Below are 19,720 nucleotides of genomic sequence, written 5' to 3' on the forward strand. Positions count from 1 at the left end.
ACCGCCACGTTTATCGAAACGTGATAGTCGTCACTCGGCTCACGCGAGACCCTCTCGTTCTCCTAGTGTGTCCTCCCAGTGACTTCCTTCGACACCTCCCCGCAACTGAACGTCTGGCGCGCACTGCTCGCTCTGGCCGTCGTGTTCGTGATGCTGGCGACCACCGGATGGACGGCCCTGCGCAGCCATCGCAGCGCCACTCCGCTGCACGCCTCCCTCTCCGCCTGGGACCACGGCCGCCTGCACGGACACCACCTGCCCGACACGGACGCGAGCCCCGCGCGCCTGTCCCGTTTCTTCGCCTCGCTCACCGCTCAGGAGCAAGCCGACCTCGCCCGCCGCTATCCCCTCGCGGTCGGCAACATGAACGGCGCCCCCGTCGCGCTGCGCTACAGCGCCAACCGTCTCGCGCTCCAGCAGCAGCGCACGGTCGAGCGCAAACGCATGCACGACACCCGGCTCTCCCCCGCCGGGCAGCACGACGCGGGCCGCCGTATGCACCGCTACGAGGCCCTGATGAGCGAGGGCCGGCAGATCCTCGCCTTCGACCCCGAGGGCTCGGGGCGGGTCGCGGAGGTGTTCGGGAACCTGCAGAAGGCCGAGCGCGTGTCGGTCGTCGTCCCCGGCGTCGACACCGACCTGCTCACCTTCCAGCGGACCTATCGCCAGTACTCGGCGCCCGTCGGCATGGCGAAATCGCTGTACGCGGCCGAGCAGGCGGCAAGCCCCACGACGCGTACGGCCGTGATCGCCTGGGCCGACTACACCGCGCCCGCCGGTCTCGGCATCGACTCGGCGACGGCGATGCGCGCGGAGGACGGCGCGGTCCGGCTGAACGCGCTGGTGCGCGCCCTGCCCGGCAGCGCGCCCGTCTCCCTGTTCTGCCACAGCTACGGCTCCGTGGTGTGCGGTGTCGCCGCGCGCTCGCTGCCGGGCCGGGTGGCCGACATAGCGGTGGCCGGCAGCCCCGGCATGCGGGTCGAGAAGGCCGCGAACCTGCACACCGCGGCCCGGGTGTGGGCGATGCGGGACGCGAGCGACTGGATCCAGGACGTGCCCTACATGGAGGTCGGCGGGCTGGGCCACGGAGCGGACCCGGTGTCGCGCGCCTTCGGGGCACGGGTGCTGTCCGCACAGGGTGCGAAGGGGCACGCGGGCTACTTCGAGCCGGACACGGAGAGCCTGCTGAACTTCGCCGAGATCGGCATTGGCGCGTACCAGTCGGTGCACTGTGCGCACGAGGACGCCGTGTGCCGGGCCGGTTTGTCCGGCACGGCCGCGGCCGGACGCGCGTAGAAGCGCAGAAACTGCGGTGTGCGCAGGGTGGCGACGAAGGAGCGGGTCCCGCATACGATGAGCCGCATGGGTGACGTACTGGCCGGATTTCATGCTGCCTGGGAGTTCGAGTCCGACTCCGTGCGCATCCGTTACGAACGGGGGATTCGAACACCCAAGCTCTTCCAGGCGCTGGGTGAGCGTCATGTTCCGCTGGAGGCGATCTCCGGGGTGACGCTGGCCCCCGGCAAGCGCGGCACCGTCGTCCTGCGCGTCGAGGTGCGGCCCGGCGCGGACCCGTTGCTGGAGGCGGCCGCCGGGCAGCTGAAGGAAGTGTGCGATCCCTATCGGCTCGTGCTGCCCGCCGAGCGGGAGACGCTCGCCGAGTACTACGCCGACGAACTGCGGACCAAGCTGAAGGCGGACGGCGAGCCGGCCGAGCGGTATCTGGTGGCCGCACCCGAGGCGCCCCGACAGTTCAAGGCCTACGACGCGAAGGCGTCCTTCGACGGCAGGACGGTGAACTTCCGCTGGTTCTGGACCGGGGCTTCCTCGGCCAAGTGGAAGGCGGGCGACCAGAGCTTTCCGGTCGCGGAGCTGAGCGGCGTCGAGTGGCGCTCCCCCGAGGTCTTCGAGGGGCACCTGCGGCTGATGCGGCGCGACGGGGCACCGGCGCCCGCACAGGCCGACCAGGATCCGGCGGCCGTGGTGTTCGGGCTCGGGTACGGGCCGGTGCACGAGTCACTGCCGTTCGCGGCGGCGGTGCTGGCCGCTGTGCGGGACTGCGGGCCCGCCGCGGTGCCCTCCGGGCCGGTGCGGCGGGACCCTGCCGACATCGCCGAGAGGATCCGTCACCTGGGGGAACTGCATCAGGCAGGCCTGGTGACGGATGAGGAGTTCTCGGTGAAAAAGGCGGAATTGCTCGCGGAACTGTAGGTAGGTCGCCGACTGCGGGTGGTTCGTGGTTGCTCGCGCCCACGCGGCGGAGCCGCATATTGATACAGCCCCGCGCCCCTTGGGGCGGTGCGCTACTCCCTGCCTGCAGAGGCGAAGGACATGTCCGCGTACCGGTCCCCTGCCACCTTCGCCGCGATCGGCTCCAGCAAGGCCAGCTCGTCCGCCGTCAGGTTGATTTCCGTCGCCGTCGCGTTCTCCTCCACCCGGCCCGGCTTGCGGGTGCCCGGGATCGGGATGACCGGGAGGTCGTGGACCGTCGTCTGTTGCTGGACCCAGGCCAGGGCGATCTGGGCCGGTGAGGCGTCGTGGGCCTCGGCGATCGCGCGGACCGGCTCCAGCAGGGCCACGTTCGCGGCCGCGTTCTCGCCGGTGAAGCGGGGCTGCTGGCGGCGGAAGTCGTCGGAGGTGAGATCCTTGTCGGCGTTGGTGAAGGAGCCGGTGAGGAAACCGCGGCCGAGCGGCGAGTACGGCACCAGGGCCACGCCCAGGTCGCGGGCGGCCGGCACCACGTTGGCCTCGATGTCCCGGCTGAACAGCGACCACTCCGACTGCACGGCGGCGATGGGGTGCACCCCCTGAGCCGCACGCAGCTCGTCGGCCGTCACCTCGCTCAGCCCGAGGTGCTTGACCTTGCCCTCGCGCACCAGCTCGGCCATGACGGCGACGGTCTCCTCGATCGGCACGTTCACATCGCGCCGGTGCATGTAGTAGAGGTCGATCACGTCGACGTCCAGCCGCCGCAGGCTGGCCTCCACGGCCTGGCGGATGTACGGCGGGTCGTTGCGGATGACCCGGCGCGTGGGGTCGTCGGGCGGGATCGACAGGGCGAACTTGGTCGCGATGACGACCTCGTCCCGGTTGGCCTTGAAGAACGGGGACAGGAACTTCTCGTTCTCACCCGCCCCGTACGCGTCCGCCGTGTCGAACAGCGTGACGCCCAGCTCCAGCGCGCGCTCCAGGGCGGCCCGCGACTCCTTCGCGTCGGAGGGGCCGTAGGCGAAGGACATGCCCATGCAGCCCAGGCCCTGTACGCCGACCTCGGGGCCGGCCTCGCCGAGTCGTGCGGTCGCCATCCTGCTGTCGGTCATCGGGCAGCCTTCTCCGCTTCGTGGGCCGAGGGGCGACCGGCGTCCGCATAGAAGCTGATCTTCCGGTCGAGTACGGCGAGGGTGTCCTGCAGCTCGGCGATCCGGGCCAGCACGTCCCGGCGGGTCGCCTCGAGGAGTTCGAACCGCTCGCCGAAGGTGTGGTCGCCCTCGCGCACCAGCTCCGCGTACCGCACCATGTCGGCGACCGGCATGCCGGTGAGCCGGAGCTTGCCGACGAGGTCGAGCCAGTCGAGGTCGCGGTTGCTGTAGCGGCGCTGGCCGGTGTGGGAACGGTCGACGTGGGGCATCAGGCCGATGCGCTCGTACCAGCGGAGGGTGTGCGCGGTCAGCCCGGTGAAGGCGACGACCTCGCTGATCGTGTAGCTGTCCTGGCCTTCGGGGCGCCGGTGCGGGTGGGGCGGGGCGGCGCAGCTGTCGGTCCTGGTGGGCGTGGTCTCCATCACCGTCATGGCCTCAACGCTATGACCTTCGAGTGCACTCCAAGCAAGCGGAACCCGTAAGAACCCGTAAGAAATCGGCAGGACACGACGTGGCGGCCCTGGCTACCGTGCGGTTCATGAGTCTCGTACGCCGTGCCGTGCCCGAGGACGCGCCGGAAGTGCTGCGGCTGCGCCAGGTGATGATCGACGATCTGCCCGGCGGGGACAAGTCCGTGGACTGGCACGAGCAGTCGCTGCCCATCCTGCGGGAGCGGCTGGGCGAGGCCGACGCTGACTTCGCGGCGTTCGTCGTCGACCACCCGGAGCGGCCGGGGGCGCTGGCGGCACTGGTCGTCGGGACCGTCGACTACCGGATCGGGAAGGCGGGCAACCCGCACGGGCGGGCCGGATACGTCTTCAGCGTCGCCACCGACCCCGACGCGCGCCGTCGCGGGTACGCGCGCGCGTGCATGGAGGAGCTCATGGAGTGGTTCCGCGAACGGGGCGCCGGCCAGGTCATGCTCACCGCCTCCGCGGAGGCCGAGCCGCTCTACGCCTCCCTCGGCTTCGTCCACAAGCCCGACCCCACGATGATGCGCAGGCTCTGAGCGGCTTAGGCTCGTCGGCATGTCCTTGCAGAGCCTTGCGTTGATCGAAAACTGGCCGGTTCCCACCGCCGCGGCGGGTGTCGTCCGGGCGGACGGGACGGTCCTGGGTACGCACGGGCCGGTCGACCGGCGCTTCCCGCTGGCCTCGGTCACCAAGCCGCTCACCGCGTACGCCGCCCTCGTCGCGTACGAGGAGGGGGCGATCGAGCTCGACGAACCGGCCGGTCCGCCCGGCTCGACGGTGCGCCATCTGCTGGCTCACACCTCGGGGCTCGCCTTCGACGAGCACCGGGTGACCGCGCCGCCCGGGGAGCGCCGCCTGTACTCCAACGCCGGCTTCGAGCAGCTCGGCGAGCACATCGCCAAGGCAGCGGACATCCCGTTCGGGGAGTACCTGCGCCAGGCGGTGCTGGAGCCGCTCGGGATGGTGTCGACGACCCTTGAGGGCTCCCCCGCCAAGGACGGCGTCTCGAGCGTCGACGACCTGCTGCGCTTCGCCGCCGAGGTGCAGGCGCCGCGGCTGCTGGATCCCCGTACGCTCGCCGAGGCGATGACGGTCCAGTACCCGGGCACCAAGGGCGTCCTGCCGGGCTACGGCCACCAGAACCCCAACGACTGGGGCCTCGGCTTCGAGATCCGCGACTCCAAGTCACCGCACTGGACGGGGAGTTCCTCCTCTGCCCGCACCTTCGGTCACTTCGGGCAGTCGGGTACGTTCCTGTGGATCGACCCGGTCGCAGGCGCGGCGGCCGTCGCCCTCACCGACCGAGCGTTCGGCCCCTGGGCGGTCGAGGTGTGGCCGGCGTTCACGGACGCCGTGCTCGGGGAGATCTGAGCGCCCGCACCCGTGCTGTGATTCTTTCGCTAAAGTAACTCCCTTGCGTGCAAGGCCACTTGTCTGTCGGGGGAGGGAACGGGTCAGTGCCGCCCACGGTCGTCGTCCTGACGGCACTGTCGCTCGAGTTCCAGGCCGTGCGCCGCCTTCTGTCGCACGTCCACGACGTCCCGCATCCGCAGGGCACCCTCTTCGACGTGGGCCGGGTGCCCGGTCTGCCCTGGCAGGTGGCGCTCGTCGAGATCGGGGACGGCAACCTCGGCGCCGCGGCGCTCACGGAGCGGGCGATCGCGTTCTTCCGGCCCGCCGCGGTGTTCTTCGTCGGGGTCGCGGGCTCCCTGCGCGACGACGTCGGGCTGGGCGACGTGGTGGTGGCCAGCAAGGTCTATCTGCACCACGGCGGCAAGGAGGGCGACGACGGCTTCCGCGCCCGCCCCCGCGCCTGGGAACTGCGGCACGACGTGGAGCAGCGGGTGCGCCGGGTCGTGCGCGAGGACCCCTCGGTGCACTTCAAGCCGCTGGTCGCGGGTGATGTCGTACTGAACTCCCGGACGTCCCGCCTCGCCCACCTGATCGATCGCAGCTACAACGACGCCGTCGCCCTCGACATGGAGAGCGCGGGCATGGCGCAGGCCGCGCATCTCAACGACCTACCGGTGCTCGCCGTGCGCGGCATCAGCGACTTCGCGGACGGCCGCAAAGCGGTCGCGGACGCGAAGGGCTCGCAGCCGGTGGCCGCCCGGAACGCCGCCGCCGTGGCCGTACGCATCCTGCGCGAACTGCCCCTTCCCCGCACCCGGCCGGAGCGCCGGGAGCCTCCACAGGTGCCCACCGTCGTGATCGCCTCCCCGCCGGTCGCGGGCCTGCGCGACGCGACGGCGGAGTGGCGGGGCGGGGCGGTCGTCGCCGTGAACGGGGAGAAGTATCTGCTGCACGACGGCCCGAGCGACCTGCTGGCAGAGACCGCCTCCCCCGACCACTCCGTCGTACGACGGCAGGCGCTCGCCCGTGCGCTGTCCGGCCCGGGGAGCGGCTCGCGCTTCGTGTGGCTGCGGCAGGTCGTGGTGTCCTACGACGGCCCGGCGGCCGAGGCGGCGCTGCGCGCGCTGTCCGACGAGCACGATCTGCTGCGCGGACCGGTCCGCGGACCGGACGTCGTCCACCACGGGCGGCGCGGCGACACCACGACCCTCGCGCTGGCGTGGCCGCTGTCCCGGCGCTCCGGCACACCGTGCGAGACCCTCGCCGCGCTGCTGGGCGACGGCACCGAGCCCCTCGACACCTGGCGTTCGCACCGCGTGCTGCGGGGACTGGCCGCCTCGTACCCGATCCTGGGCAGGCTGCACGAGAAGGGGCTGGCCCACCGTGCGCTGCGGCCGAGCGCACTGATCCTGGACGACGACGGCCGCCTGCTCCTGCGCGATCTCGGGCTGGCGGCGACCCCTCCCGTGCCGGGCGAGGCACCCGGCCCCTACCAGGCGCCGGAGCAGCGGCTGGGCCACCGCAGCCGGGGCGGGAGCGGTGCGGCCACGGACGTCTACCGGCTCGGCGCGATCGCCCACCATGTGCTCGCCGGGGCCCCGCCCGTACCGGGAATGCCGTCGGCCCTCCGGCGGCCCGGCCGACCCCTGCCCGACCCCGCCGTCGAGACCGTCGAGGACGCGGTCGCCGCCGATCCCCGGGTCCGCCCGGATCTGCGCGGGCTGTTCACCGCGCTGGACGCCCTGATCGACAGCCTCGAGAACCTGGCCCCTGAGGAGCAGTGAGCCCTCCCGTGTCCTTCGCCACCCTCGACCTGCCGCACCCTGTCGTGCTGGTGCCCGGCAACTCCCTGGAGAAGCAACTGCGCGACAAGGCGCGCGTGCACCCGGGGCTGCCCTCGCTGGGGCGGATCGCCCAGGACCTGGGCGCCCTCAAGAACGGCGTGCCCGCGCGGATCGAGGACGGCGGCGGCAAGCGCGACGCCAGCCTGCTGCTGCACACGGCCTCCTACCGGCTGCGGCTGTATCCGACGGACCGCAGGACCGGCTACTTCCTGGCCGGCGTCGACCCGGTGCGGCTGCGCGACCACCACGAACTCGCCAGGTCCTGCCTGCTGGTGCGGCCGCCGCGGTGGCAACTGGTCCTGGCGCTGCGCGAGATACCGCAGGGCTCCGAGGCCGGCTGGGACCGGCTGCGCCGGGCCTGGGAGCGCCTCGCAACCGTGCCCGCCGAGCACCGGGAGACCGCGGGACCGAGCCTCGCGCAGTCCGCCTTCCTCGAGACGGTCGGACAACTCGTCGACGCCACCCAGCGGATCACCACCCGGGAGGAACGACGCGACGGCCCCTACCCGTACGCCTCCGTCGCCGCCACCGGCGCACAGCGCCACAGCCGTCGCGCGGTGTACGAGTTCCGGCTCGCGCTTCCCGACGCGCCGCAGGAGGGCGCCTTCGTGGAGGTGCGCGGGGCCGAAGGGATGCGCGGCCAGATCACACGCGCGGACGGCGGCCTGGTCACAGTCCGTTTCGACCAGCCCGTGTCGTTCGCGCACATTCCGCCACAGGGCGAGCTCGCGGTGACGCCCAGTTCGGTCGTCTTCGACAAGCAGCGGGAGGCGGTGGCCCTGCTGCGCAGTGGGGAGAGCCGCAATCCACGGCTGCTGCCCGCGCTGGTGGAGCACCTGGTGCGCGAGGTGCGGCCCGCGTCCGTGGCGCCGGCCGAGACGCTGGACGCCGATCAGCTGACCGCGTTCCGCAAGGCCCTCGCCACGGACGACGTCCTGGTGGTCCTGGGCCCGCCCGGCACCGGCAAGACCCGCACCATCACCCAGATCGCACACGCCTGCGCGACCGGCCCGGCCGGCGGCCCGGCGGACGACGACACGGGCGGCCGGGTGCTGATCACCTCGCACACCAACCGCGCCGTGGACAACGTCCTGGCGAAGCTGCCCGACGACCTCGTGGTGGTCCGCGTGGGCAACGAGGGCAAGGTCCACGAGGACGGCCGCGCCTATCTGCTGGACCGCCAGATGAACGATCTGGCCGGGGTCGTGGTGAACGCCATGACCCTGCGCGAGGAACGCTTCGCCCAGGTCGACACCGCCCGCGCCTGGGCCGACGAACTGGCGAAGGAACTGGCGCGGCTGGACGCGCTGTCGGCCGCGGAGACCGCCGCGGCCGCGCAGCTGGACGCGGCCCGCCGGGCCGCCGGCGGCCCGGCGCAGGAGCGGCTGGACGCCCTGACCGCCGGCCGCGAGAGCGACCGGGCCGCACGGGAGCAGGTCGCACGGAGTGTCACGCAGGAGTCGGCCAAGCACCGCCGCGCACAGGAGCGTTCGGGCGGCCGCGCCCTCGGCTGGTACTTCCGCGCCCAGGCCCAGCGCCGGCAGACGCGGCTCGACGCCCTGCGGGCCCACGACGACGAACTGCACGCCACGCTCGCGGCCGCCGACACCGCCGTCGCCGAGGCCCGCCGCGAGCTCGAGCGGATCACCCGCGAGGACCCCGCCGTGCGCCACGCCCAGCAGACCCGCCGGCAGGCCGCCGCCGACCGGACGGAGTGCCTGGGGCGGGCGGGCCGTGCCGCCGAACTGGCCGCCTCCGCCGCCGCCCACCTGGACGCCCCGCCCGCGCTGAGCCCCGCCCCCGAGGGCGATGAACTGCGTTCGCTGCACGGCTGGTTGGAGCAGCGGCTGCCGCTCCTCGCCGCCCGGCGCGGGCTCGCCGCCGAGTGGCGGGCCGCCGTCACGGCCGAACCGGAGCAGCTGGTCCCCGAGTTCATCCGCTACGCCCATGTCGTCGGCGCCACCTGCATCGGCACCGCCTCGCGGCCCGAACTGTCCGGCATCGACTTCGACCTGGCCATCGTCGACGAGGCCGGCCAGATCGGCATCGCCGACGCCCTCGTCCCCCTCGTACGGGCGCGGCGCGGGGTGCTCGTCGGCGACCACAAGCAGCTTCCGCCGTTCCTGGACACCGAAGTGGCCGACTGGGGCAAGGACATCGCCTCGGCCGAGCTGCGCGGGCTGATGGCGAAGAGCGCCCTGGAGCGGCTGGTCGACGGGCTGCCGTCCTCGCACGTCGTCCAGTTGAGCGTGCAGCGCCGTATGCCCGTGGAGATCGCCGGCTTCGTCTCCTCGGCCTTCTACGGCAACCTGCTGCGCACCGACAAGGAACACACCCACCACGACCCGCTGTTCGACAGCCCGATCGCCTTCGTCGACACCGGCGCACTGCCGGCCCGGGAACGGCAGGAGTCCTCGGGCGGCCGGGCCCAGGAGTCCTTCGGCCGCACCGGGGTGTTCAACCGCTGCGAGGCACGGCTGCTCGCGCGGCTCGCGGCCTTCTACCACCGGCGCGGCGGCGACTGGACGGTCATCGTGCCCTACCGCGCCCAGGTCGCCGCGGTGGTGGCCGAGGTGACCCGGCTCATCGGGGACGCCCAGCGCGCCGCGGCCTCGGTCGGCACGGTCGACTCCTTCCAGGGCGGCGAGCGCGAGGTGATCCTCTACGGCTTCACCCGCAGCAACGCCGAGGGCCGCATCGGCTTCCTGAAGGAACTGCGCCGCGCCAACGTCGCCTTCACCCGCGCCCAGCGGCAGCTCGTCCTGGTCGGCGACCTCAACACCCTGCTGCGCGCCGACGACCCGGACTTCCGCGCCCTGGTCCACGACCTGCACGAACACCTCAGGAGCTGCGGCGACATCCGGGCGTACCGCGACGTGCTGGAACGGCTGCGGCAGTCCGCGGCGGAAGGGGACGGAGCATGAGCGACGGACGGCGGCTGATGCCGTTCCCGCCGGAACGCGTCCTGGAGGACGCCGCCGTCGAGCGCGGACTCAGGCCGACCAGGCTGCACGCCCTGCTGCTGCCGGTGTGGCGGGTCGAGATCCGGGCCACGGTCACCGAGGGCGAGGACTTCCACCTCATCGACCGCTTCCTGGAACGGGGACTGGCCTACGGCGGTCTGGACACCGTCGCCGAACTGGCCGGATTCTTCGCCCTGGAGGAGTCGCTGGTCGCCCAGGCCGTGCGGTTTTTGAGCCGCACCGGCCACATCGAGGAGCGCGGCGGGCGGCTCGCCCTGACCCCGCTCGGCCTGCGCTCCGTCCAGGACGACCGGCGCTACGTCGTCACCCGCGAGGACCGCCGCAAGCTGTACTTCGAAGCACTCACCTGCGCCCCGCTGGCCCGCACCCACTACGACGAACGCACCGTCACCATGCTGTCCGGCGACGCCCTGCAGAAGGCCCTCGGCGGCCACTACCCGCGCTTCACCTGCGTGTATCCCACGTCCGGCTTCGACGATCGGGCGCTCACCCGCCTCACCCGCGACACCGGCGACAAGGAGCGGGACCGGCTCAATCTGCCGGCCGCCCTGGACGACGTACAGAACCTGGGCGGCGAGGAGCTGGTGTTCCTGCCGGTCCACGTGGTGCGCGGGCTGCGTGAGAACGGACGCCCGGGGCTGCTCGTCTACGGCCAGGCCGGCGCCGAGCCCGACCGGGACCTGACCGCCGTGTGCGAGCGGGCGGAGCACGTGTTCACGGCGATCGAGACCGAGGAGCGGGAGGCGGAGCGCGCCGAAGCGGGCCGCAGGGCCGCCGAGGAGTGGCTGCAGAAGCAGGGTCTGGACGACCACCGCCCGCAGCGCCGGCCCGACGGCACGTACTCGGTGGCGCTGCCCGCGTCGGCGTTCGGCGACGACGGCGTCCCGCTGACCCGGGTCGGCTCCTACACCGTGCGCGGCGCCAGCTTCTTCCACGTGTGGTGCGCCGCCGAGAACCTGCGCAAGCGGGCCCTGCTGGAGCGGCTGGACCTGCGTCTCGGCGCCGTGCGGCGCATCGACCGCGCCGGGGCGGAAGCACTCGTGGACCGGCTGGCCCGGCAACTGGAACTCGACGTGCCCGACCTGTGGCAGCTGCGCAAGGGCGCGGAGAACACCGGCCGCGAGTCCCTCGCCGCCCAACTGGAGCGTCTGACACGCCCGGAGGCGTAGAGACCGTCCCGCCCTGCCCGTTCCTACGCCGTGCCCGTCATCTCCCAGACCAGCAGCTCCGTGTCGGTCAGGGCGGTCGACTCCACATCCTTGGCGTCGGTGATCCGGGCCGCGTCCCCCGCCCCCAACTCCTCGCCGTCCAGGCGCACTTCACCGCGCACCACATGCACGTACACATACGCCCCGTCGGGCACCGCCGTCCGCTCCCCCGCCGCCAGGCGGCGTACATGGAGCATGGCGGCCGCTTCCGGGACCGCGTACGGGGTCGAGTCCGCGATGCCGTGGACGATCTCGTAGGCGGGGTCGCCGCCCGGTTCCAGGGGGGCCAGCCACATCTGGACGAAGGTCAGCGGGGCGTCGCCGTCGTTGCGCTCGACATGGCGGACGCCCGCCGCCGAGCTCAGGCGCTGCACGTCGCCGGGGCGGACCAGGGTCTCGTGCCCGGTGGAGTCGCGGTGGGTGAGCTCGCCCTCGACCACCCACGTCACGATCTCGGTGTGGCTGTGCGGATGCTCGTCGAAGCCGGCGCCGGGGGCCAGGCGCTCCTCGTTGCAGGCGATCACCGCGCCGAAGCGGAGGTTGTCGGGGTCGTAGTGCGGGCCGAAGGAGAAGGCGTGCCACGACTCGATGCCGGCCGCCGCATCGCCCCCCGGGTAGCGCTCCGCAGCGCGCCGTACGTCCATCACGAACCCCACGGTAGCGGCGCGGGCACGCCCCCGTGGCGGTCACCCGTGACCCGGCAACGCACACTCCCGTCCGGATAAGGCAGTCTTGTCCCCGTGCCCGAACCCGTATCCCGCAAGCCCGAAGCCGCCTCGCTCGACGTCCATGCGCATGCAGCGACGCTGAAGCGGCTGGAGAAATCGTCCGGATCGCTCGCCGCGCAGGCCATCGCGCGCATGGACGAGACGCTGCCGTGGTATCGGGCGATGCCCCCGGAGAACCGTTCCTGGATCGGGTTGGTCGCCCAGGCCGGTATCGCGGCCTTCACCGAGTGGTTCCGGCATCCGGACGCCCCTCAGGCCATCTCCACCGACGTCTTCGGAACCGCTCCCCGCGAGCTGACCCGGGCCATCACACTGCGGCAGACCGTGGAAATGGTGCGGACGACCATCGAGGTCATGGAGTCCGCCATCGACGAGGTGGCGGCGCCCGGGGACGAGAGCGTGCTGCGCGAGGCCCTCCTCGTGTACGCCCGCGAGATCGCCTTCGCCACCGCCCAGGTCTACGCCCAGGCCGCCGAGGCACGCGGTGCCTGGGACGCCCGGCTGGAGTCCCTGGTCGTCAACGCCGTCCTCAGCGGAGAGGCCGACGAGGGGGCCGTCAGCCGGGCCGCCGCCCTCGGGTGGAACGCTCCCGAGCATGTGTGCGTGGTGCTGGGGACCGCGCCCGACGGGGACTCCGAGCTGACCGTCGAGGCGATTCGGCGAGCCGCCCGGCACGCCAAGCTGCAGGTGCTCACCGGCGTGCTCGGCGACCGGCTCGTCGTCATCGCCGGCGGCAGCGACAATCCGATCGGCGTCGCCAAGTCGCTGATCGGGCCTTATGCCGCCGGACCCGTGGTCGCCGGGCCCGTCGTAGCCGATCTGCTCGCCGCCACCCGGTCCGCGCAGGCCGCGGCCGCCGGGCTCAAGGCGTGTTCCGCCTGGCAGGACGCCCCGCGGCCGGTTCTGGCGGACGACCTGCTTCCGGAACGTGCCATCGCCGGCGATCCCAGCGCGCGCGAGCAGTTGGTGGAGGAGATCTACAGACCGCTCGAGGAGGCCGGGTCCGCGCTCCTGGAGACGCTCTCCGTCTATCTCGAACAGGCGAGCAGTCTGGAAGGCGCGGCCCGGATGCTCTTCGTCCATCCCAACACCGTGCGCTACCGGCTCCGACGTGTGACTGACGTCACCGGCTGGTCGCCCTCTGATGTACGTTCCGCGTTCACGCTGCGGATCGCGCTGATCCTGGGGCGTCTGGCCGATGGAGATCTCCCCGCCTAGGCTTTTGTCGGGGCTATACAAAACCCCCTCGTGTTCTTCGTCCCTGTCCCCACGGGCGGCCGTGCCCGTCCACAAGAGAGAGTGTGAGAGTGCTCGTACTCGTCGCTCCCGGCCAGGGCGCCCAGACGCCCGGCTTCCTGACTCCCTGGCTCGAACTGCCCGGTGCCGCCGACCGCGTCGCCGCGTGGTCGGACGCCATCGGCCTCGACCTCGCCCACTACGGCACCCAGGCCGACGCCGATGCCATCCGCGACACCGCCGTGGCCCAGCCGCTGCTGGTCGCCGCCGGAATCCTGTCCGCCGCGGCACTGGGTGACGTCGCTCCCGGCGCTGTCGCCGGCCACTCCGTCGGTGAGATCACCGCCGCCGCCTTCGCGGGCATCCTGGACGACACCGCCGCGCTCACCCTCGTGCGCAAGCGGGGCCTGGCCATGGCCGACGCCGCCGCGATCACCGAGACCGGCATGTCGGCGCTGCTCGGCGGCGACCCCGAGGTCTCCGTCGCACACCTGGAGAAGCTGGGCCTGACCCCGGCGAACGTCAACGGCGCGGGCCAGATCGTCGCCGCGGGCACGCTGGAGCAGCTCGCCGTGCTGAACGAGGACAAGCCCGAGGGCGTCCGCAAGGTCGTCCCGCTGAAGGTCGCCGGCGCCTTCCACACGCACCACATGGCGCCCGCCGTCGACGCGCTGGCCAAGGCCGCCGCCGAACTGGTCCCCGCCGACCCGAAGTTCACGTACGTCTCGAACAAGGACGGGCAGCCGGTCGCCTCCGGCGCCGAGGTGCTTCAGCGCCTGGTCGGCCAGGTCGCCAACCCGGTCCGCTGGGACCTGTGCATGGAGACCTTCAAGGAGCTCGGCGCGACTGCGATCATCGAGGTGTCACCCGGCGGCACGCTGGTCGGCCTCGCCAAGCGCGCCCTGCCGGGTGTGAAGACCCTCGCGCTGAAGACCCCCGACGACCTCGACGCGGCCCGCGAGCTCATCGCCGAGCACGCCGAAGCCTGACCCCCAAGGAGCCGTACGAACATGTCGAAGATCAAGCCCAGCAAGGGCGCCCCGTACGCGCGCATCCTCGGCGTGGGCGGCTACCGTCCGACCCGGGTGGTGCCGAACGAGGTGATCCTCGAGACGATCGACTCGTCCGACGAGTGGATCCGTTCGCGCTCCGGCATCGAGACCCGGCACTGGGCCTCCGACGAGGAGACCGTCGCCGCGATGTCCATCGAGGCGTCCGGCAAGGCGATCGCCGACGCCGGGATCTCCGCCGAGCAGATCGGCGGCGTGATCGTCTCGACCGTCTCGCACTTCAAGCAGACCCCGGCCGTCGCCACCGAGATCGCCGACAAGCTCGGCACGGACAAGGCCGCCGCCTTCGACATCTCCGCGGGCTGCGCCGGCTTCGGCTACGGCCTCACGCTCGCCAAGGGCATGATCGTCGAGGGCAGCGCGGAGTACGTCCTCGTCATCGGCGTGGAGCGGCTGTCCGACCTCACCGACCTCGAGGACCGCGCCACGGCCTTCCTGTTCGGCGACGGCGCGGGCGCGGTCGTGGTCGGCCCGTCCCAGGAACCCGAGATCGGCCCGACCGTCTGGGGCTCCGAGGGCGACAAGTCGGAGACCATCAAGCAGACCGTGCCGTGGACGGACTACCGCGACGGCGAGGTCGCCAAGTTCCCTGCGATCACGCAGGAGGGCCAGGCGGTGTTCCGCTGGGCCGTGTTCGAGATGGCGAAGGTCGCCCAGCAGGCGCTGGACGCGGCCGGAATCACCGCGGACGACCTGGACGTCTTCATTCCCCACCAGGCCAACGAGCGGATCATCGACTCGATGGTGAAGACGCTGAAACTGCCGGAGCACGTCACGGTCGCGCGTGATGTACGCACCACCGGCAACACCTCGGCCGCCTCGATTCCGCTCGCGATGGAGCGGCTTCTGGCGACCGGCGAGGCGAAGAGCGGCGACACCGCGCTCGTCATCGGCTTCGGGGCGGGTCTCGTGTACGCCGCGACGGTCGTTACCCTCCCCTAGGCACTCCGTGCCGGATCATCAACGGGTCCGGTGCGGGAGCAGCAACAATCTGCCGCTGCCGCGGCGGGTGCCAAACCCTCTGGATCACAAAGAAGGAGCGCCTGACATGGCCGCCACTCAGGAAGAGATCGTCGCCGGTCTCGCCGACATCGTGAACGAGATCGCCGGCATCCCGGTTGAGGACGTCCAGCTGGACAAGTCCTTCACCGACGACCTGGATGTCGACTCGCTGTCCATGGTCGAGGTCGTCGTCGCCGCCGAAGAGCGCTTCGACGTCAAGATCCCGGACGAGGACGTCAAGAACCTCAAGACGGTCGGCGACGCCACGAACTACATCCTCAAGCACCAGGCCTGAGTGACCCCTTAGGGGTCTCAGCTCCGGCTGCCTTGCCCCGCCACCCGGCGGTGGCGCCGCTGAATCCTCGTAATCGTTGGAGAAAGAATTCCCGTGAGCCCGACCAATCGCACCGTGGTCGTCACCGGTATCGGCGCAACCACACCGCTGGGTGGCGACGCAGCCTCTACCTGGGAGGGCCTGATCGCCGGCAAGTCCGGCGTCAAGCCCCTGGAGCAGGAGTGGGCCGCCGACCAGGCGGTCCGCATCGCCGCGCCCGTCGCCGTGGAGCCCACCGAGGTCATCCCGCGGCCGCAGGCCCGCCGCCTGGACCGCTCGGCGCAGTTCGCGCTGATCGCCGCCAAGGAGGCCTGGGCGGACGCCGGTTTCACCGAGAAGGCGGGCGACGACGACTCCGTCGACCCCGACCGGCTCGGTGCCGTCATCGCCTCCGGCATCGGCGGTGTGACGACGCTGCTCGACCAGTACGACGTGCTCAAGGAGAAGGGCGTACGCCGCGTCTCCCCGCACACCGTCCCCATGCTGATGCCGAACAGCCCCTCCGCCAACGTGGGCCTGCTCGTGGGCGCCCGCGCGGGCGTGCACACGCCGGTCTCCGCCTGCGCGTCGGGCGCCGAGGCCATCGGCTACGCCATCGAGATGATCCGCACGGGCCGCGCCGACGTCGTCGTCGCGGGCGGCACGGAGGCGGCCATCCACCCGCTGCCCATCGCCGCGTTCGGCAACATGATGGCGATGTCCAAGAACAACGACGACCCCGAGGGCGCCTCGCGTCCCTACGACGTCGCCCGTGACGGCTTCGTCCTCGGCGAGGGCGCGGGTGTCCTCGTCCTGGAGTCCGCCGAGCACGCCGCGCGGCGCGGTGCCCGGGTGTACGCCGAGGCGGTCGGGCAGGGCATCTCCGCCGACAGCCACGACATCGTGCAGCCGGAGCCGGAGGGCCGCGGCATCTCGCACGCCCTGCAGAACCTGCTGGAGCGCACCGACCTGAACCCGGCGGAGATCGTGCACGTCAACGCGCACGCCACCTCGACGCCGGCCGGCGACGTGGCCGAGCTCAAGGCGCTGCGCAAGGTGTTCGGCGACGACGCGGACCACATGGCGGTCTCCGCGACGAAGTCGATGACCGGTCACCTGCTGGGCGGCGCCGGTGGCGTGGAGTCGGTGGCGACGGTCCTCGCGCTGTACAACCGCGTCGCTCCGCCGACCATCAACGTCGAGAACCTCGACCCCGAGGCCGAGGCCAACGCGGACATCGTCCGCGGCGAGGCGCGCAAGCTGCCCGTAGAGGGCCGTATCGCCGCGCTGAACGACTCGTTCGGCTTCGGCGGCCACAACGTGGTGCTGGCGTTCCGCACGGTCTGAGAAGCGCCCCCACGCAACTGAAGGGCCCCCACCGCCCGGTGGGGGCCCTTCGGGCGTGTCGGTTCCCTAGACCACTTGGTGGAGCCAGCGCACCGGGGCGCCCTCACCGGCGTACCGGAACGGCTCCAACTCGTCGTCCCACGGCTTGCCCAGGAGCTTTGCGAGTTCCGCCTCCAGGTCGGTCTCGCCGCGCTGGGAGCGGACCAGTGCGGCCCGCAACCGGTCCTCGGGGATCAGGATGTCGCCGTGGATGCCGGTGACCGCGTGGAAGATGCCGAGGTCGGGGGTGCAGCTGTAGCGTTCGCCCTCCGCGGTGGGGCAGGGCTCGGCGGTCACCTCGAAGCGCAGCAGGTGCCAGCCGCGCAGCGCGGAAGCCAGTTTGGAGGCCGTGCCCACCTCGCCCTGCCAGGAGAACTCCGAGCGCCAGGTGCCCGGCGCGGCGGGCTGCCGGATCCAGTCGAGGTTGACGCGCGTGCCGAGCACGCCGGCGACGGCCCACTCGACGTGCGGGCACAGCGCGCGCGGCGCGGAGTGCACGTACAGAACTCCACGTGTCGTCACCGGGACCTCCGGGCAGAGCAGGACATCTTGCGAACTGGCGGACGGTGTGGCCGGGCAGCCACGTTGATGGCGAGGCTACCGTGCGGCGGCGCAAGGAGTGTGACGTACCGTCGGTCCCGATGCGCCGAAACGCCCCCCATTCACCCGGCAGGACGCTTGTACGGGTGTGAACCGTTGCATGGTGCCGTGGATCGGGAACCCTCGAGCGTTGTTATGGAGGGGGACATCTCTTCCTGTCTCGTCTTCATGTCCTGTACGTCGACCGAGGGGATCAGCAGCCGATGCGGAAGCAGAGCCACCGCTCACGGGCCGTTCTCGCCATGGTCGTGGCGGCCGTCCTGGGCGTCGCCGGCTGTGACGCCGTCGGTGGCAACTCCGCCGGGCCGAGCGGCACGAAGGCGCAGAAGGCGAAGCCGTCCCCGACGCCGACGTGGGACGTGAGCCCGAGTTCGATCGCCGCCGTGGGTGACTCCATCACCCGTGGTTTCGACGCCTGTACGGTCCTGTCGGACTGCCCCGAGGTGTCCTGGGCCACCGGCAGCAGCGCCCAGGTCGACAGCCTCGCCGTACGGCTGCTGGGGAGGGCGCAGGCGGCCGCGCGCAGCTGGAACTACGCGGTGACCGGGGCACGGATGGCGGACCTGCCCGGGCAGATGGCGCAGGCGGCGACGCGCAGGCCGCAGTTGGTGACGGTGATGGCGGGGGCGAACGACGCCTGCCGGGCCAGCACCACCGCGATGACCTCGGTGGCCAGCTTCCGCGCCGACTTCGAGGACGCGCTGAGCACGCTGCGCGAGTCGCTGCCCAAGACCCAGGTGTACGTGGCGAGCGTGCCGAACCTGAAGCGGCTGTGGTCCCAGGGGCGCACGAACCCGCTGGGCAAGCAGGTGTGGAAGCTGGGTATCTGCCCCTCCATGCTGGGCGACGCGGACGCGCTGGACTCGGCGGCGACGCTGCGGCGGGACACGGTGCAGAAGCGGGTGGAGTCGTACAACCAGGTGCTGAAGGAGGTGTGCGAGAAGGACCGGCGCTGCCGGTTCGACGGGGGCGCGGTGTACGAATACCGGTTCGGCACGGATCAGTTGAGTCACTGGGACTGGTTCCACCCGAGTGTGAACGGCCAGGCCCGGCTGGCGGAGATCGCCTACCGCACCGTCACCGCGAAGAAGACGTGACCTAGTGTTCCGCACATGAACGAACTCTTCGGCACACTTTCCGACGGCACCCCGGTTCACCGGTGGACCCTGGAGCGGGCGGGCGTACGGGTACGGATCCTGTCGTACGGCGGGATCGTGCAGTCGGTGGAGATCCCGGACCGGGACGGGCGTACCGGGAACGTGGTGCTGGGGTTCGCGGACCTGGACGGCTATCTCGGGCACCCGGAGCCGTTTCTCGGCGCGCTGATCGGCCGGTACGCCAACCGGATCGCGGGCGGCCGCTTCCCGCTGGACGGCGTGACGTACGCCCTGGAGCCCAACAACGCGCCCAACTCCCTGCACGGCGGCGAGCGCGGCTTCGACAAGCGGGTGTGGGAGGTGACGCCTGCCGGGGAGCACGGGGTGCGGCTGAGCCGGGTCAGCGCGCACGGGGAAGAGGGGTTCCCGGGGCGTGTCGAGGTCTCGGCGACGTACACGCTGGACTCCGGCGGTGCGCTGCGGATCGCGTACGAGGCGGTGACGGACGCGCCGACCCTCGTGAACCTGACGAACCACTCGTACTGGAACCTGAGCGGCTCGGGCAACGCGGGCGGTCAGGAACTGCGGCTCGCCGCCGCGCGCTTCACGCCCGTCGACGACGACCTGATCCCGACCGGTGTCCTGGAGGACGTGTCGGGCTCGCGCTTCGACTTCCGTCAGGCGCGGAAGGTGAGTGCCGGCTACGACCACAACTTCGTGCTCGACGGCGGGGTGACGAAGGACGCCCGGGAGGTCGCCGAGCTGTACGACCCGGCGTCCGGCCGGGTGCTGACCGTGGCGACCACCGAGCCCGGGCTCCAGCTGTACACCGCGGATCATCTGTCCGACCCCTTCGCGCCGGGCGACGGCGTCGCGCTGGAGACCCAGCACTTCCCCGACTCCCCGAACCGGCCGGACTTCCCGAGCACGGTGCTGCGGCCGGGAGAGGTCTTCCGGTCGGAGACGGTGTACGGCTTCGGCGTCCGGTAGGCCGTACGGCTCCTGAAAAACGCACGAGCCCCGGTCCAGGGGTCAGGTCCCGGACCGGGGCTGTTCGTGGGAGGGCT

The 19,720-nt window shown here is 71.9% G+C and carries 18 protein-coding genes; 14 read left to right on the forward strand and 4 right to left on the reverse strand.

The features are described 5' to 3' along the window. The first annotated feature begins 78 nt into the window (after positions 1-78). Together ABZ880_RS15980 and ABZ880_RS15985 are read left to right on the forward strand one after the other, a co-directional pair. The gene (locus ABZ880_RS15980) at positions 79-1,296 is read left to right on the forward strand and encodes an alpha/beta hydrolase (RefSeq protein WP_361262199.1); all 1,218 of its coding nucleotides are present in this window, start codon (positions 79-81) and stop codon (positions 1,294-1,296) included. 57 nt (positions 1,297-1,353) lie between these two features. Continuing rightward, a complete protein-coding gene (locus ABZ880_RS15985; RefSeq protein WP_361262202.1) occupies positions 1,354-2,211 on the forward strand; it encodes a DUF4429 domain-containing protein in 858 nt (285 codons plus the stop codon). A gap of 92 nt (positions 2,212-2,303) precedes the next feature. Here the strand turns inward: ABZ880_RS15985 and ABZ880_RS15990 are convergent, their stop codons facing one another. Together ABZ880_RS15990 and ABZ880_RS15995 are read right to left on the reverse strand one after the other, a co-directional pair. After that, a complete protein-coding gene (locus tag ABZ880_RS15990; protein WP_361262205.1) occupies positions 2,304-3,320 on the reverse strand; it encodes an aldo/keto reductase in 1,017 nt (338 codons plus the stop codon). Then, entirely contained in the window at positions 3,317-3,790 is a 474-nt protein-coding gene (locus ABZ880_RS15995) for a MerR family transcriptional regulator (RefSeq protein WP_361262208.1), read from the reverse strand. The genes ABZ880_RS15990 and ABZ880_RS15995 overlap by 4 nt, the downstream gene beginning before the upstream one ends. Positions 3,791-3,897: 107 nt before the next feature. Between ABZ880_RS15995 and ABZ880_RS16000 the strand changes: the two genes are divergently transcribed. From ABZ880_RS16000 to ABZ880_RS16020, 5 genes are all read left to right on the forward strand, one after another. Further along, positions 3,898-4,368, forward strand: coding sequence for a GNAT family N-acetyltransferase (locus tag ABZ880_RS16000; RefSeq protein WP_361262211.1), 471 nt, complete (start codon positions 3,898-3,900; stop codon positions 4,366-4,368). 19 nt (positions 4,369-4,387) lie between these two features. Next, the gene (locus ABZ880_RS16005) at positions 4,388-5,203 is read left to right on the forward strand and encodes a serine hydrolase domain-containing protein (RefSeq protein WP_361262214.1); all 816 of its coding nucleotides are present in this window, start codon (positions 4,388-4,390) and stop codon (positions 5,201-5,203) included. Between the two features lie 86 nt (positions 5,204-5,289). Continuing rightward, positions 5,290-6,969, forward strand: a complete 1,680-nt coding sequence (locus tag ABZ880_RS16010) for a hypothetical protein (RefSeq protein ID WP_361262217.1) — start codon at positions 5,290-5,292, stop codon at positions 6,967-6,969. After that, on the forward strand, positions 6,966-9,953 hold the full coding sequence (locus ABZ880_RS16015; RefSeq protein WP_361262220.1) for an AAA domain-containing protein: 2,988 nt from the start codon (positions 6,966-6,968) through the stop codon (positions 9,951-9,953). The genes ABZ880_RS16010 and ABZ880_RS16015 overlap by 4 nt, the downstream gene beginning before the upstream one ends. Then, positions 9,950-11,182, forward strand: coding sequence for a hypothetical protein (locus ABZ880_RS16020; protein WP_361262223.1), 1,233 nt, complete (start codon positions 9,950-9,952; stop codon positions 11,180-11,182). Before ABZ880_RS16015 ends, ABZ880_RS16020 begins: the two co-directional genes overlap by 4 nt. 23 nt (positions 11,183-11,205) lie before the next feature. On the opposite strand, the gene ABZ880_RS16025 is transcribed toward ABZ880_RS16020, so the two are convergent. Next, entirely contained in the window at positions 11,206-11,868 is a 663-nt protein-coding gene (locus ABZ880_RS16025) for a pirin family protein (protein WP_361262226.1), read from the reverse strand. Between the two features lie 93 nt (positions 11,869-11,961). Between ABZ880_RS16025 and ABZ880_RS16030 the strand changes: the two genes are divergently transcribed. The 5 genes from ABZ880_RS16030 (at position 11,962) to fabF (ending at position 16,917) form a co-directional block, all read left to right on the forward strand. Beyond that, entirely contained in the window at positions 11,962-13,167 is a 1,206-nt protein-coding gene (locus ABZ880_RS16030; RefSeq protein ID WP_361262229.1) for a helix-turn-helix domain-containing protein, read from the forward strand. Positions 13,168-13,256: 89 nt separating this feature from the next. Next, positions 13,257-14,174, forward strand: coding sequence for an ACP S-malonyltransferase (locus tag ABZ880_RS16035; protein ID WP_361262232.1), 918 nt, complete (start codon positions 13,257-13,259; stop codon positions 14,172-14,174). A gap of 21 nt (positions 14,175-14,195) precedes the next feature. Then, positions 14,196-15,197, forward strand: a complete 1,002-nt coding sequence (locus ABZ880_RS16040; RefSeq protein ID WP_361262235.1) for a ketoacyl-ACP synthase III — start codon at positions 14,196-14,198, stop codon at positions 15,195-15,197. 106 nt (positions 15,198-15,303) lie between these two features. Beyond that, positions 15,304-15,552, forward strand: a complete 249-nt coding sequence (locus ABZ880_RS16045) for an acyl carrier protein (protein WP_030931809.1) — start codon at positions 15,304-15,306, stop codon at positions 15,550-15,552. A 93-nt stretch (positions 15,553-15,645) separates the two neighbouring features. Further along, the gene (fabF, locus tag ABZ880_RS16050; RefSeq protein ID WP_361262239.1) at positions 15,646-16,917 is read left to right on the forward strand and encodes a beta-ketoacyl-ACP synthase II; all 1,272 of its coding nucleotides are present in this window, start codon (positions 15,646-15,648) and stop codon (positions 16,915-16,917) included. Positions 16,918-16,983: 66 nt separating this feature from the next. On the opposite strand, the gene ABZ880_RS16055 is transcribed toward fabF, so the two are convergent. Next, entirely contained in the window at positions 16,984-17,478 is a 495-nt protein-coding gene (locus tag ABZ880_RS16055) for a DUF3145 domain-containing protein (RefSeq protein WP_361262242.1), read from the reverse strand. Between the two features lie 281 nt (positions 17,479-17,759). On the opposite strand from ABZ880_RS16055, the gene ABZ880_RS16060 reads away from it, so the two are divergent. Both ABZ880_RS16060 and ABZ880_RS16065 read left to right on the forward strand, forming a co-directional pair. Then, a complete protein-coding gene (locus ABZ880_RS16060; RefSeq protein WP_361262245.1) occupies positions 17,760-18,653 on the forward strand; it encodes an SGNH/GDSL hydrolase family protein in 894 nt (297 codons plus the stop codon). Positions 18,654-18,668: 15 nt separating this feature from the next. Continuing rightward, complete coding sequence (locus tag ABZ880_RS16065; RefSeq protein ID WP_361262249.1) at positions 18,669-19,643, forward strand: aldose epimerase family protein; 975 nt, start codon at positions 18,669-18,671, stop codon at positions 19,641-19,643. Positions 19,644-19,720 lie beyond the last annotated feature (77 nt).

Origin of the sequence: Streptomyces sp. NPDC047043 (assembly GCF_040644055.1) — a bacterium.
Taxonomy (GTDB): Bacteria; Actinomycetota; Actinomycetes; order Streptomycetales; family Streptomycetaceae; genus Streptomyces.

Excerpts from the sequence above, each read along its gene's own strand:
- ABZ880_RS16045 (WP_030931809.1), top strand. The coding sequence starts at position 15,304 with ATGGCCGCCACTCAGGAAGAGATCGTCGCCGGTCTCGCCGACATCGTG.
- ABZ880_RS15985 (WP_361262202.1), top strand. The coding sequence starts at position 1,354 with ATGAGCCGCATGGGTGACGTACTGGCCGGATTTCATGCTGCCTGGGAG.
- ABZ880_RS16020 (WP_361262223.1), top strand. The coding sequence starts at position 9,950 with ATGAGCGACGGACGGCGGCTGATGCCGTTCCCGCCGGAACGCGTCCTG.
- ABZ880_RS16000 (WP_361262211.1), top strand. The coding sequence starts at position 3,898 with ATGAGTCTCGTACGCCGTGCCGTGCCCGAGGACGCGCCGGAAGTGCTG.
- ABZ880_RS16005 (WP_361262214.1), top strand. The coding sequence starts at position 4,388 with ATGTCCTTGCAGAGCCTTGCGTTGATCGAAAACTGGCCGGTTCCCACC.
- ABZ880_RS16040 (WP_361262235.1), top strand. The coding sequence starts at position 14,196 with ATGTCGAAGATCAAGCCCAGCAAGGGCGCCCCGTACGCGCGCATCCTC.
- ABZ880_RS16065 (WP_361262249.1), top strand. The coding sequence starts at position 18,669 with ATGAACGAACTCTTCGGCACACTTTCCGACGGCACCCCGGTTCACCGG.
- ABZ880_RS16060 (WP_361262245.1), top strand. The coding sequence starts at position 17,760 with ATGCGGAAGCAGAGCCACCGCTCACGGGCCGTTCTCGCCATGGTCGTG.
- ABZ880_RS15990 (WP_361262205.1), bottom strand. The coding sequence starts at position 3,320 with ATGACCGACAGCAGGATGGCGACCGCACGACTCGGCGAGGCCGGCCCC.
- ABZ880_RS15995 (WP_361262208.1), bottom strand. The coding sequence starts at position 3,790 with ATGACGGTGATGGAGACCACGCCCACCAGGACCGACAGCTGCGCCGCC.